Source organism: Spiroplasma melliferum KC3, assembly GCF_000236085.2.
Taxonomy (GTDB): domain Bacteria; phylum Bacillota_I; class Bacilli_A; order Mycoplasmatales; family Mycoplasmataceae; genus Spiroplasma; species Spiroplasma melliferum.
Window position 1 is genome coordinate 87176 of sequence record NZ_AGBZ02000004.1, and the last position, 15292, is coordinate 102467.

12 protein-coding genes and 1 riboswitch are annotated in these 15292 nt (G+C 29.0%); all 12 genes read left to right on the forward strand.

The genetic code is table 4. The features are described 5' to 3' along the window. Positions 1-10 precede the first annotated feature (10 nt). The 12 genes from rplS to pstB all read left to right on the forward strand — a co-directional run bounded on the left by rplS (position 11) and on the right by pstB (position 15273). A complete protein-coding gene (gene rplS / locus SPM_RS04790) occupies positions 11-367 on the forward strand; it encodes a 50S ribosomal protein L19 (protein WP_040584452.1) in 357 nt (118 codons plus the stop codon). 66 nt (positions 368-433) lie between these two features. Further along, positions 434-1282 (forward strand): P-loop NTPase family protein, encoded by an 849-nt coding sequence (locus tag SPM_RS04795; protein ID WP_004028474.1) that lies wholly within the window; start codon positions 434-436, stop codon positions 1280-1282. Positions 1283-1337: 55 nt separating this feature from the next. Then, positions 1338-2228: a ribosome biogenesis GTPase YlqF gene (ylqF, locus tag SPM_RS04800; RefSeq protein WP_004028475.1), complete on the forward strand. Its 891-nt coding sequence runs from the start codon at positions 1338-1340 to the stop codon at positions 2226-2228. Then, the gene (locus SPM_RS04805; RefSeq protein ID WP_004028476.1) at positions 2221-2844 is read left to right on the forward strand and encodes a ribonuclease HII; all 624 of its coding nucleotides are present in this window, start codon (positions 2221-2223) and stop codon (positions 2842-2844) included. The genes ylqF and SPM_RS04805 overlap by 8 nt, the downstream gene beginning before the upstream one ends. 78 nt (positions 2845-2922) lie before the next feature. Beyond that, the gene (locus SPM_RS04810) at positions 2923-3660 is read left to right on the forward strand and encodes a DNA-processing protein DprA (protein ID WP_004028477.1); all 738 of its coding nucleotides are present in this window, start codon (positions 2923-2925) and stop codon (positions 3658-3660) included. A gap of 204 nt (positions 3661-3864) precedes the next feature. Continuing rightward, positions 3865-3962: riboswitch (purine riboswitch) on the forward strand. Positions 3963-4065: 103 nt separating this feature from the next. After that, the gene (gene hpt, locus SPM_RS04815; protein ID WP_004028478.1) at positions 4066-4590 is read left to right on the forward strand and encodes a hypoxanthine phosphoribosyltransferase; all 525 of its coding nucleotides are present in this window, start codon (positions 4066-4068) and stop codon (positions 4588-4590) included. Further along, positions 4591-6129 (forward strand): glutamine-hydrolyzing GMP synthase, encoded by a 1539-nt coding sequence (gene guaA / locus SPM_RS04820; protein WP_004028479.1) that lies wholly within the window; start codon positions 4591-4593, stop codon positions 6127-6129. It abuts the gene before it with no gap. A 256-nt stretch (positions 6130-6385) separates the two neighbouring features. Further along, on the forward strand, positions 6386-7834 hold the full coding sequence (locus SPM_RS04825) for a uracil-xanthine permease family protein (RefSeq protein WP_004028481.1): 1449 nt from the start codon (positions 6386-6388) through the stop codon (positions 7832-7834). A 154-nt stretch (positions 7835-7988) separates the two neighbouring features. Beyond that, positions 7989-10955, forward strand: coding sequence for a chromosome segregation protein SMC (locus tag SPM_RS04830; protein WP_004028482.1), 2967 nt, complete (start codon positions 7989-7991; stop codon positions 10953-10955). A 93-nt stretch (positions 10956-11048) separates the two neighbouring features. Next, positions 11049-12371, forward strand: a complete 1323-nt coding sequence (gene ptsS, locus SPM_RS04835; protein ID WP_004028483.1) for a phosphate ABC transporter substrate-binding protein — start codon at positions 11049-11051, stop codon at positions 12369-12371. Positions 12372-12373: 2 nt separating this feature from the next. Beyond that, positions 12374-14464, forward strand: a complete 2091-nt coding sequence (gene pstA, locus SPM_RS04840) for a phosphate ABC transporter permease PstA (RefSeq protein ID WP_004028484.1) — start codon at positions 12374-12376, stop codon at positions 14462-14464. Beyond that, complete coding sequence (gene pstB / locus SPM_RS04845; RefSeq protein WP_004028485.1) at positions 14464-15273, forward strand: phosphate ABC transporter ATP-binding protein PstB; 810 nt, start codon at positions 14464-14466, stop codon at positions 15271-15273. Before pstA ends, pstB begins: the two co-directional genes overlap by 1 nt. Positions 15274-15292 lie beyond the last annotated feature (19 nt).

Genomic DNA, 15292 nt, shown 5'->3' on the forward strand with positions numbered 1-15292 from the left:
AAAAACAGTTATGAAGATGAATTTAACAGAAGAAATTACAAAGCCTCAACTTCGTAGTGATTTGCCACAATTTTCTTCAGGAGATACAGTTAAAGTACATTATAAAATCCAGGAAGGAAATAAGTTTAGAATTCAGGCTTTTGAAGGAGTAGTAATTAAGTTACAAGGTAGCGGAATTGCTAAATCAGTTACAATTCGTAAAATTAGTAATGGAGCTGGAGTTGAAAGAAAATTCCCTTTACATTCACCATTAATTGATAAGATTGAAATTGTAAAATATGGACGAGTTCGTCGTGCTAGAATTTATTACATGCGTAATCGTACTGGTAAAGCTGCTCGAATCAAAGAGATTATTAAAACAAAATAACCCTAAAAGACTGATAAAGTCTTTTTAATTTGTATTAAAATAATAACACAAGGAGGAAACACAATTATGTGTGATAAGAAATTTTCAATTCCCAAAGAATTTATTAAAAATAATAAAAAGGTTTATAAACTTGCTGAAACAGCTGATGTTATTATTGAAATTGTTGATGCAAGAATTGCACATTCTGGTGGTAATCTTTTAAATTATGCAAAATTAAATGATGTGAAAAGAATAATTTTATTTTCAAACACACAAAAAGCTGATGTTGAACAAACAAAAAAATGAATGGAATATTATCAAAGCCAAGGAATTTATTGCCAAATGTTATTGTGTCATGATGAGCAAACTAGTAAAGAATATCAGCAGTGTTTAGCCAATTTTAAGAAACTTTTAAAAAAGTATGCTAATAAGAAAATATTAATTATTAGTTTACCAGATAGTAATAAAGAGATTTTATTAGAAAAAATATTTGATAATAATGAATCCTTTGAGAAAGGAAAAGGAATATTTTTTGCTCGTGAAAAGATTTATCGTTATAATAATATTGAATTTATTGACACAGTACCAATTACGGGGATTAATTTTTCTCAACCAAATGTTTATTGAAATACACAAATTTTAGGGCTTTTTAAAATAGAAGATAATACGGAAATAGTAGCAATTAAAGCATTCCAATTATTATTAACAAAATATCAAAAAAAATTAGAAACAGCATATAGTGTCCGGATTCAACCAAAATCATCAGTAAAACAAATTGTTAAAGAATTTATTAAATTAATGACAACAAATTTGTCTTTACCAGAAGGTGAAACAACCGATAATTTATTTCTTTGTGCTAAATTTTTAGAAGATATTAAAAAAGGGAAAAAAATTCCCGCAATTTCATTAGAATGAGTTGAAGATTACGTTAAATAATTTTTATTTAAAATTATAAAAGTTTTCAAAAAAAGGTTGAAAGGAGGAAAATAAAATGACAACAAATATTCATTGATTTCCTGGCCACATGGCAAAAGCAATTAAACAAATTGATGAACAAAGTAAATTAATTGATTTAGTAATTGAAATCGTTGATAGTCGAATTCCGTTTTCCTCTTCAAATCCATTAGTTGATAACTTACGGGGTTTAAAACCAAAGTTAATTATTTTAAATAAAAAAGATTTAGCGGATCCAGTTGTGATTAAGGCGTGACTTGAATATTATCAATCTCAACAAATTGCTGTTTTACCATTAGATAGTAAGCATGGCAATATTACAAAATTAATTATTGAAAAAATTTATCATGTTTTATCTGGTAAAATTGAGCGCGACCAAAATAGAGGAATTAAGTCACCAAAACTAAAAGTAATGGTGATTGGGATTCCTAATGTTGGAAAATCTACTTTTATTAATGCTTTAATAAAGCGAAATTCAACTCGAGTTGGTAATAAACCAGGTGTAACAAAAGGTCAACAATGATTAAAATTAAATCATCAAATTGATTTAGTTGATACTCCGGGAATTTTATGACCCAAAATTAATGACCCACAAGTAGCAATAAATTTAGCTTTTACTCGTTCAATCAAAGAAGATATTTTACCAAAAGAAGAAATTTGTTTAGCTGCAATAAAGTGAATGTATAAACATTATTTTTCTTTGTTAGCTAAGCAATATCATCTTACAGCAAGTGACAATTTTGATGTAACAGATGAACAAAAACTTTTTGAGTTATTATTAATAATGCAACAAAACCGTTTTCATAAAGTTAATGAAGATAATGTTAATGATATTGTTACTGATTTTTTAAATAATTTATGAAATAATAAGTTTGGGTTAATGTCTTTTGAGTTTCCACCTGGAAGAGGAATATTTAATTATGAATAAATTTGAAAAAGAGATTCTAATATCATATCCTAATACAACAATTCTGGCAGGAACTGATGAAGCTGGTCGCGGATGCTTAGCAGGTCCTTTAATTGTTAGTGCTGTTATTTTACCACTAGATTATGTTAACGATGAAATTAAGGATAGTAAAAAATTAACAGCAAAACAACGAATTAAATTAGCAGATGAAATTATGTCCATTGCAATTAGTTATACGATTGAAATTATTTCTGTTGCAATGGTTGAAGAATTGAATCCCAAGCAAGCAAGTATTTTTGGAATGCAACAAGCAATTGACAACTTAATGGTTAAACCAGATATAATTTTAACTGATGCAGAAAAGTTAGGACCTTCTTATCATCACCAAGCAATTATTAAAGGAGATAGTCTTTCGCAATCAATTGCGGCAGCTTCAATTTTAGCAAAAGTAACAAGAGATAATTTAATGCTCAAATTTGATCAGGACTATCCACAGTATGATTTTAAAAATAATAAAGGATACGGAACCAAAAAACATTTATTAGCATTGCAACAATTTGGAATTACATCATTGCATCGGAAAACATATCGTCCCGTTCGTGAAACTATGTTAAAAAATAATGTTAATTATAAATAAAAATAAAGAAAGTAAAACTGTTAATGTTATATTCTTTATGTTAATAAGATTCTAATTATTAAATAGAAAGGAATTAATATGCGTCAAGTTTTACTTTTTTTTGCTTTAAAATATGATGGTGATTGACTTAAAATTTATCAAGCTTTAGAAACAAAAGAAAAAATTGCTTACGAAGATTTAATTGATATTGAAACTAAAATAACATGTCATTATGTTACTATTATTGACAGTGAATATCCAAAATCATTGTGCAATATTTATCGGCCTCCCTTTGTTTTATTTTATGTTGGTAACTTAGCCGTTCTAAATGACCAAAGACATAAATTAGCAATTTGTGGAACAACAGTACCAAATAAAAGAGGGCTAGTTACAGCTAAGATGTTAACAAAAAAAATCTTAAAGCGAAAAATAACCTTAATTGTTACTTCAGAAGCAGGCATTAATGAATGTGTGGTCAAAAATCTTGGCAATGGAAGTAGTATTTTAATTCTTAAAAATTTAAACGATTATAAACAAATAACAAAACAATATCCTAATACAAAATTTCAAATCATTATTTCTGAAGCATATCAAAATAGTGTTAATAAAAGTCAGTATGAACTTTATCGTATTATGTCGGGGTTGATGGATGGTGTTGTTATTGTTCAATCAACTTTAGATGATGAAACACATCGGATTGTAACATTGGCTAAACATGATGGCAAAGAAGTTTTTTGTTTTCCAGCTCAAATTACTGTTGCTAATAAAAATAATGGCTTTATTAAAAACGGAGCGCAATTAGTAGAAAATGTTGATGATATTTGTGGAAAATTATAATTTTTAAAGGAATATGGATTAATTTATGCCATCATATTAACGAATAAAAAAGATCCAAAAGAGAACTTAGTTATAATGAAAAGTTTAAAAAATTAGTTGATAAATAAAATGTATATATCATATACATTTTTTTAATTAAATTACCTAATTAAAGATTTTACAAATTATCTTGCATTAATACTAAGAATAAGTTATAGTTAACGTGTGATAAAAAAATAAAATGCTGATATATGTTAGTATTATGGACTAATGTTTCTACATCTTACCGTCATTAAGATACTATAGGGCATAATTTTTTTTGTTTTATTTTCGGAATTTAACAAAAATAATTTGCATAACCTATTTCGCATTAGCAATGATAGTTTATGCTTTTATTTTTTTATTTTGTAAAGGAGAGTAACAATTGTGCAAACAGACAAATTAGAATTATATCTATCAGAAGATAAAATTCAAGATAAAATTAAGGATTATGCGGAAAAAATAAATAAGTTATACGCGGGGAAAAAGTTATATTGTATTGGTTTACTAAATGGGGCATTATTTTTTATGAGTGATTTATTAAAACAACTTAAAGTCCAAATTGTGATTGATACAATGAATATTTCAAGTTATATTGGGACCCAGTCTACAAATAAGATTACTATTCATAAGGATATTTCAAAAGATATTATTGGACAAGATGTTTTATTAATTGAAGATTTGATTGACACTGGTAAAACATTATCGGTTGTCATTGAACAAATTCAAGCAAAAAAACCAAATAGTTTACGAGTAGTTTGCTTAGCAGATAAGGTTGCTATGCATTCAAATTTTAATTATCCCTATGATGCACTATTTACTGTTCCAAATGAGTTTATTGTTGGTTATGGTTTTGATTACAATGATCAATTTCGACAATTACCAAATGTATATATATGGAGAGGTGAATAAATGAAAACAGCAAATAAAATTATTATTTTAGATTTTGGGTCACAATATACTCAATTAATTGCCCGTCGAATTCGTGACTTAGAGGTCTATTGTGAAGTATGACCGTATAATACAACATTAGAAAAAATTAAAACAACACCAATGAAAGGGATTATTTTATCAGGTGGCCCTGCTTCTGTTTATGCAGAAGATGCATTTATAATTGATAAAAAATTATTTGAATTAGAAGTTCCTATTTTAGGAATTTGTTATGGAATGCAATTAATAAGTCATCTGCATGGAGGCACAGTACAACGAGCAACAAAACAAGAATTTGGTTTTTCAGAATTAATTATTGATAATCAAGAAGATTTGTTTGCTAAGGTTCCTATTAAATCACAAGTATGAATGAGCCATGCTGACCACATTGAAATAATGCCAACAGATTTTATTCAAATTGCTCATAGCGAAAATTCAATTAGTGCAATTAAACATTCAGAAAAGAAAATTTATGGTTTACAATTTCACCCTGAAGTAACTCACACTTTAATTGGTGAACAATTATTAAGCAATTTTGTTTTTAATATTTGTGGTTGCGAACCAACATGAAAAATTACAGAGTTTATTTCAACAGCAACAACCGAAATTAAAGGTAAGGTTGGAAGCGATAATGTTGTTTTAGCATTATCAGGCGGTGTTGATTCTAGTGTTTGTGCAGTTTTATTACATAAAGCAATTGGGAAACAATTAACATGTATTTTTGTTGACACCGGATTGTTACGACAAGATAGTGGATGAAATGATTTACAAAAATTTCAAGAAAAATTTAAATTAAATATTATTAAAATTGATGCTCAAGAAAGATTTTTAACTGCCTTAAAGGGAGTTACTAATCCAGAACAAAAACGAAAAATTATTGGAAATTTATTTATTGAGATTTTTAATGAAGAAGCGATAAAAATTAAAAATGTTAAATGATTAGGACAAGGAACAATTTATCCAGATGTTATTGAATCGATTTCCGTAAAGGGACCCTCTGCCACAATTAAATCTCATCATAATGTTGGGGGATTACCAAAAGATTTACCATTTCAATTAATTGAACCATTACGCGAATTGTTTAAAGACGAAGTTCGCCGAACTGGCGAAGCATTGGGAATTGATTCGAAATTTGTGTACAAGCATCCTTTTCCGGGACCAGGATTAGCAGTCCGCATTATTGGTGAAATTACAGCAGAGAAAGTAGCCTTATTACAAGCAGCTGATCAAATTTTTATTGATGAATTATATCAAGCAAATTTATATGATCAAGTTGCACAAGCATTTGTTGTTTTATTACCTGTTCAGTCGGTTGGTGTAATGGGCGATGTGCGAACATATGGATACACTGCTGTTGTGCGTAGTGTTGATACAACTGATTTTATGACGGCAAATTGAAGTCGTTTACCATTTGAATTATTGGAAAAAGTATCAACTCGAATTGTAAGCGAAGTGCATGGAATTAATCGAGTTACTTATGATATTACATCAAAACCACCAGGAACAATTGAATGAGAATAATAAAAAAATATTAATGAATCCTTTACATTAGTGTTTAAAAATGTTAGTATTACTTTCAGGAATGTTGAGGTATAAAATGCAAATTGGTTTGATGAAAGAATTTGAAATTTTTTTACAAAAAAAGAAGATTCTTTTTGATATCTTTAATATTCTACAAAATAAAACAATAATTAATATTAATAATGCAATTTACTAGTTAGTAATAATTTACAAACTAGTTTTTTTATGCAATTTTAAGAAAAAAGGAGAAAAAATAATGGAAAAAGAACAAACTATTTTGATTGAAAATAATATTAAGTTACTATTAGGACCACACGATCGCCCAAAAAGTTTTTTTCAATGATCAATTTTAGCATTACAACATGTTTTTGCTATGTTTGGTTCAACGGTGTTAGTACCATTAATTATTAATCAAACGGCTGGAGTTGAAGTTATGAACATTGCAATGGCCTTGTTTTGTTCAGGAGTTGGAACATTAATTTATATTGCAATTACTGCCGCAAAAGTACCAATGTATTTGGGAAGTTCGTTTGCATATATGGGGGCAATGGGAGTGTGTTATCCTTTATATGGCAATGCGGTTTTTATTGCCGTAATGATGGTTGGTGTTATTTATATCACTTTTGGAATATTAGTATATTTTATTGGTAATAAATTTTTAGAACGAATTTTACCAGCCGTAATTGTTGGACCACTAATTATTATTATTGGAATGTCAGTTGCACCGAGTGCAATTAATAATGCTGGTTTTAATCCAGATGCTTGAAAACAACCTTATTCACATTGAATTGGGATTGGAATTGCTGTTTTTACATTTTTAATAACAGCAATTATTGCTTTAAAATGTAAAGGATTTGCTAAGGTAGTTCCAGTCATTATTGGTGTTGTTGCAGGATATTTATTATGTGTAATTCTTCATTTTGCAATTGGAACAGAATATCAAATTTTAGATACATCAAAAATTACCGACCCAAGTCAGTGACAATGATATCCATCATTTAAAAAAATTTGAGATTTAAAAGCAAGTAATATTGGACCAGCTATTTTAGCAATTAGTCCCTTGGCAATTATTGCTATTGCTGAACATATTGGTGATCATATTAGTATGGGCCAAATGACAGGGAAAAATTTTGTTAAAGATCCTGGAATGCATCGAACATTAATTGCTGATGGAGTTTCCATTATTTTTGATGGTTTAGTTGGTGGACCAGCAAATACAACATATGGAGAAAATGCTTCAGTCGTTGGAATGACACGAATTGCTTCAGTATGAGTAACAGGGTTGGCTGCCTTATTTGCAATTGGATTATCATTTATTGCTCCAGTTAATCAATTAGTACAAATGTTGCCAGCACCAGTAATGGGTGGCATTAGTATGATTATGTTTGGTTTAATTGCTACAAACGGAATTCGAGTGTTAATTAATAATCAAATTGATTATACAAATATGAAAAATGTTTTTGTAACAGCAATTATGTTAGTGTTAGGTTTAGGAGGTGCAATTTTTAATTTTAATTTAGGAACTGGTAATTTACAATTTACAGGTGTGGCACTAGCAGCATTTGCTGGAATTTTCTTAAATTTATTACTACCAGATCATCAAAATAATGGTTTTCAATGTTGGAAAAAATTAAAATTATTTATTAAAACACAAAAAGAGCAAAAAAGGGAAAAAAAGAGAGCAAAAAAAAGAAAAAATAAATAATGCGAGTAAAATAAAAATGCATTTTACTCACATTATTATGAAGGTTTATTTTGATGTTTTTATTAATTTTAGTTGCAAATAATAAACTTTTATAGAATAATTATTAAAGAATAATTTGGTTTGTTAATTTTGAAATTTAAGGAAGTGATGAGTAGTGTTATTTTTAAAAAAATTAGAGGCATTTGGTTTTAAATCATTTGCTGATCCATTAACAGTTAATTTTGATCATGAAATGATAGGAATTGTCGGACCAAATGGGAGCGGAAAATCCAATATTAATGATGCAATTCGTTGATGTTTAGGAGAACAATCAATTAAATCACTTCGTGGAAATAATAGTGAAGATGTTATTTTTAATGGTTCAGAAACAAAACAAGCATTAAATATGGCCGAGGTTAAACTAATTTTTGATAATACAAACCGGATTTTTGCAATGGACTATGACGAAATTGAAATTATTCGTCGTGTTTTTCGAGGAACTGGTGAAAATGAATATTTTATTAATAAACAACGAGTTCGTTTAAAAGACATTCAGGATTTTGCGATGGATAGTGGCTTAACAAAATCATCATTAGCAATTATTTCGCAAGGAAACATTAATGCTTTTGCAGAAGCAAAACCATTAGAACGACGTGCTTTATTTGAAGAAGCTGCTGGAGTTGCAAAGTATAAACGCCGCAAATTGGAAGCTTTAAAAAAACTAGACCGTTCAAATGAAAATTTAGCGCGTTTAAAAGATATTTTGAATGAAATTGAACGAAAATTACCAAGTTTAAAACGTCAAAGTGAAAAAGCAATCAAATATACAACATTGAAAGACAAATTAAATCAAATTGAATTAGCGGTTTTAGTAAAAGATATTACTTTTTTTAATGACAAATTATTAGAATTACGTTTGCAGCAGAAAAAAATTATTAGTACGAAACAAGATGCTGATCGAGAATTAAAAAACAAGGAAATTGAATATAATGAATTAAGCAAAGAAAATTTTAATTTGGATAGCAAAATTAATGTCTTAACTAAAGAATTTCAAAGTTTAGTTTCAGAAATTAGTGATTTGAAAGTACATAAAATTGAATTAGATAACAAAGAAGCAGCCTTAAAAATGTCTAATAATGATATTACTATTACTAATATGGTTAATGATTATAATGAGTTAACTGTTAATTTACAAAATGAACGGGAAAAATTGACGACATTAGAAACACAGCAACAAGAATATCGTGCGCAACGTGAAGCTTTTAATACAAAGCAAGCTGTGTTAAATGAACAATTAGGAGCAATTAATAAAACCATTATTCGCTTAGAAAGTGAATTAGAACGTGCTCAACATAATCTTGAAAATCAAGATAATTTACATGAAGGGGTTAAAAATATTATTAACAATAAGACCGTTCTGCCTGGAATTATGGGATTAGTTCAAGATATTATTAATGTTGATGAAAAATATGAGCAAGCGATTGTAACTGCTTTAAGTGGGCGTTTACAAGATATTTTAGTTAAAAATGTTGATAGTGCAAAACGAGCAATTTCATATTTAAAACAAAACCGTGCTGGACGAGCAACATTTATTCCGTTAGATGTAATTTCGCCCCGTTATCTTAACAGTGATGAAGAATTTGTGATTAAATCAGTGCAAGGATATTTAGGATTAGGAAATAGTTTAGTTAAAGTAAAAAAAGAGTTTCGAATTGCAGTTGATTACTTGTTAAGCCGGTATTTAATTTGTACTGATTTTGATAGTGCGCAGGAAATTGGAAAATTAACAAAGTATCGCTATAACATTGTTACCTTAGATGGAGAAATAGTTCGCCCGCAGGGAGCTGTTACAGGGGGTTCACGTCGAACACGAATGACAATTGTTAATCCAGAAAAGGAATTAAGAGTTCTTAATGAAAAATTAGCAATGCGAACTGAAGAACATCATCATGTATTAAAACAATTAAATATGCTTCGACGCCAATTAGATGAAATTAATGAAGTTATTGCTGAAAATCAAGCTTCAATTGGAGCAGGAAAACGACAAATTGAAATTATTATGTATGACCAAACGAAATTGCAAAATGAATATCAGTTACTAACAGCAAAAAATATTGATGAAACAAAAATAGTTGAAAATAAAGCAGTACTTAATATTGTGGATCAAATTAAACAAAAAGAACTTTTAAAAACAAAAATTGAACAACAATTAAATGTTGCACGCAGTTTGAAAGATAAACAGTCATTAGCAATTAATGAACTTAATAATCAAATTGCTGAAAAACGATATTATATTTCAGCTTTACAAGAACAAATTAGCAAAATGAATACTGATGTATCAATTATTAATGTTAAGATTCAACAAAATCTAACAAGACTAACAGAAGAATATCAAATGACATATGATCATGCTAAAACGTTGGAATTAAAGGTAATTGATAATGAAGATTTAATTCGTGATGAAATTAAGCAGTTACGAAGTGATTTAGCTCAAATTGGAAATGTTAATTTAGAAGCAATTGAAGAATATAAAGAAGAAGATGCTCGTTTTCAATTTATGAATAATGAATATAACGATGCAAATGATTCAGTTAAAAATTTATTAAAGTCAATTGATGAGATGGATAGTATTATGAAAGAACAATTTGATAAAACAATTAAGGAGGTTAATGAGAATTTACCATCCACCTTTGAAGTATTATTTGGTGGTGGTTCAGCACGAATCATTTATACTGAGCCAGAAAATTTATTAGAAACAGGGGTTGATATTAAAGTATCGCCACCAGGGAAAAATATTACTAACTTAAATTTATTATCTGGAGGAGAAAAATCATTGGTTGCTCTATCAGTTCTTTTTGCGATTTTAAAAGTACGACCAATTCCATTAGTAATTTTAGATGAAGCAGAAGCACCATTAGATCCAGCTAATGTTGAACGATTTGCTAAGTATATTCGTAGTTTTGTTGAAACCACTCAATTTATTGTTGTTACCCATCGAGTTGGGACAATGGAACATTGTGATGTATTATATGGGGCAACAATGCAACAAAAAGGTGTCACAAAAATTGTTGGAATTAAATTACAACAAGCGGCAGAAATGATTAAAGAATTTGAAAATAAACTTGAAAATAAAAAAGCATAAATTATTTATGATTTTTTATTTTTTTGATACAATTAATACAAATAAGTTTTAAAGGATAAAACCATTTACTAAAAAGGGGAGGAAACTTAACGAATGAAGCCAAACGAATCTACTAAGGCTACTGAGGAAAAGAAAGAAAAAAAGCATTTTCTTAAGAGTTTAGTAGGAGAGATTAGCCATCATAAAATGTTTACTTTAGTTGGTTCTGCTTTGGTATTAGTAATATCAATTATTATTTGAACAATTGCATCGGCGAGTAATGTAATTGTTGCTGGAGGAAGTACATCAGTTGCCCAAGTAATGGCAAATATTACGGAACAATATAAACGTGATAACAAAGAAGATATTTTATATAATTCATTAGGAAGTGCTGCTGCCCTAGTTGGCGTAAAAAATGGTAGTTATGCTTTTGGTTTTTTATCAAAAGATGTTAATTCAACGCCTAAAGCAGGAGATAACCGTGCGAATGCTCAACAACTATGAGCAGAGTATCATACTGGTCGTTTTGTTTTTGCCCGTGATTATATTATCTTGGTATATCATTTACCAAATGGTTGTCAAATTAATCCACAACAAGATTCCTTACAATTCAAAAGTTTTTTTGGTGGAGAAGGAACTGAATTAATTCGCAAAATTTATACCGATCCAACTTTTACTTGACAACAAGCCTTTGGGTCGCAATTAGTTTGCAGTAGTGGCAGCAATAAATTTTATACTTTAACACGTGAGTCTGGAAGTGGGACAAGAGATTTTTTTGAATCAGCAGTAATTAAAAGCAAAAAATATGAAACAAATCAAGTAGCTTCATCAAATGGTTCAATGTATCAAGCAATTTCAACTACTCCTGGTTCAATTGGTTATATTTCTTTTTCATATATTAAAAGAATTATTATCAATGAAGATTTAGGGGCAAAAGCAATTGCTAGTGTTATTAGCAAAGGAAGTGCTAAACCAGAGTTACCATATAAAGTTGTTAATAATAATTATGAATTTAATCCGGCTTATTCTTTAACAAGACCCTTTACTGGAATTATTAATTATGAAGGAAAGCAATTCAATCGTGCCTTATCATTTATTGCGTGAATGCTAGATCCATTACCATATTCAAAAACAAAACCAAAACTACGAAATGGGGAAGTTAATCCTTATTATGACCCAGATTTTATTTTAAGTCCACATGATGCTGCATATTGATATATTGAAGAAGGTGAAGAACCATTATCATTTGATGATTTTTTCTTCCGAAAGTATAATAATAATACAACATTTGCAAAAAGCGGGAAAACAACTGAAGATGAAAAAACACCTTGAAATTTTAAATCAGATTATAAGAGCATTTGAGATATTATTGTGGAAAAATTTCCCACAAAATATCAAGCATATTTTGAATATGAATATAATGGAATGGAGAATTAACTATGGCGAAGAAAGAAGTCACGAAAGAAAAACAACCGTTTTCCCAAAAAATAGCATTATGAAAAATTCGTTTTGCAAATAATTTTCGTGGGCGAAAACAAATTATTGATTTCACCTCAAAAATTGTTATTTATTGTTTTGCAATTTTAACAATTTTAATTTTATTGACTTTAGTTGGATTTATTATTTATAAATCAATTTATTTTTTTCAACATTATCCTGGTGGTTTTTGAGGCTTTTTATCGGGTAATACTTGAAATGCTAATAACAGTCAATTTGGAATTTGACGAATTATTATTGCAACATTTTTTGTCTTATTAATTGCTTTACTATTTGCAATTCCATTAACTATTTTTTCATCATTATATATTTCAGAGTATTTAAGTCCAAGGATTAAACGTAAAGTAATTGGCATTATTCAATTGCTAGCTGGAATTCCTTCTGTTGTTTTTGGATTATTTGCCTTAGCAATTTTAGGACCCCTTTTTATGTTGATGGGAGCTCCCTCAACCTCAAACTTATTAGTAACATCAATTACCTTAGCTTTTATGGGTTTACCAATTATGATTTCATTATCAATCAATGCTTTAGAAAATGTTCCTGATTCATATCGATTTGGTTCGTTAGCATTAGGATTAAGTAAAACCCATACAACTTATCGTATTGTTTTACGTTCAGCTTGATTTAAAATTATTACTGCCATTATGATGGGAGTTGCACGGATCATTGGAGAAACAATGGCGGTGATGATGATTGCTGGAAATGCACCAGATGGCTTAAAACTTGGAAATGGTTTTATTAATTTTATTTTTTCATCAATAGCAACTTTAGCATCAACAATTGGATTAGAAATGCTAGAAAATTCCGGACCAATGCATGAATCAGCATTATATGCAATTGGACTAGTATTATTTATTATTGTTTGTATTATTAATATTTTTATTATTTCATCACAAGCGTTTCATAATCGAAAACGAAACTATCATTCTCGAAAAACAACAAAAGGTTTACGATTAAGTAAATCATATAATGCTAATAAAATTAATAAATTATTTTATGAACATATTGAAAAAACAAGAGGATTAAAAAAGTTTAAAGATGGACTTGGAATGTTCCTTTTAATCTCTTCAACTGTAATTGTCGTATCATTTACATTAGTTATTTTAGCCACAATTATTTGAAAAGGATTATTTGGAATGGTATGAAGTGATTTAATTTCAACATCAACTTTTGATGGTGGAGCAGGAATTCTTTCAACATTTTTAGTTACTCTGTTATTAGTAATTTGTTCAATAATTTTTGCGATACCGCTATCATTAATGGTTGCCATTTATTTAAATGAGTATGCCCGCCAAAATAGTATTTTTGCAAAAGTAGTTCGTTTTGCAATTGATGTTTTATCATCAACACCAAGTATTATTTATGGAACTTTTGGATTAGCTTTCTTTATTGGTGTTTGTCATTTACCATTATCCATTTTAAGTTCTGGTTTAACATTAACAATTGTTATTTTACCAATTATGATTCGTAGTATTGAAGATGCTTTATCAGGTGTTGAAAACTCATTGCGACATGCATCGTTAGCATTGGGAGCTAACAAAACAGCAACAACATTGAAAGTTGTGTTGCCTAATGCAATGCCAGGTATTATTACAGCAATTATTTTAGCAATTGGCCGTGTTATTGGTGAATCAGCCCCAGTTTATTTAACATTAGGAACAGCGGTGCGGTTACCAATTGCTGGTTTTATGTCACCAGGGGCAAGTATGACAACCCAAATTTTAATGCTATCAAAAGAAGGAGCAACAGCAGGAGCAATGCGAATTATGTTTGAATTAGCTTTTGCAATTATGGTTTTGATTTGATTATCAAATAGTTTAGCACATATTTTAGGAAAGAAATTTGCACCAAACTATGTTAATATTGGATTTAAAGCAAAATGAAAAAATCGCATTAATAACTTAAAATTCTTCTTTTCAAAAGAGAATTATCTTCATCAAAAACAAAGTTTTAATAATTTTTGAAAAAAAATTTTACCAAAGAAAAAACAACGCCATGAAAAAAATAAAACAAAGAAGAAGGGAGAAAAATAATGGACCCAAAAGTAATTATTAAGAATCCAACATTTGATTCATCAGATAATAATCCAGATTTAATTACGGTTAAAAATGTTGACTTTTTTTACAAAGGAAACAAACAGGCGCTTTTTAATATTTCAATGAAAATTAAAGAACATACTGTTACTGCTTTTATTGGTTCATCGGGATCGGGAAAATCAACATTGCTGCGCTTATTTAATCGAATGAATGATGTTGAACCAAAGTCAGTTTTTAAAGGCGAAATTTTAATTAATGGAAAGGATATTTATAGTCCTGAAACAGATATTGTTAAATTACGAACAGATATTGGAATGGTATTTCAAAAACCTTCACCATTTCCAATGTCAATTTATGATAATGTTGCTTATGGGCCACGGAATCAAGGGGTTCGTGATCGAAAATTAGTTAATAGTATTGTTGTTGAAAGTTTAAAACGAGCAGCATTATGAGATGAAGTAAAAGATAATTTACGAGATTCTGCTTTTGCATTATCAGGGGGGCAACAACAACGTTTATGTATTGCCCGGGCAATTGCAATGAAACCGAAAATTTTATTAATGGATGAACCAACTAGTGCGTTAGACCCAATTTCGACATCAAAAATTGAAGAATTAATTACCCAACTAAAAAAAGATTTTACAATTGTTTTAGTAACACATCATATGCAACAAGCAGCACGAGTTGCTGATTATACAGCTTTTTTTGCAAAAGGGAAATTAATTGAATATAATAAAACTAAGATTATTTTCTCTCGTCCGGCTAATAAAAAAACAGAAGATTATATTACTGGGCGTTTTGAGTAATGAAAGGAGGGTGACAAAA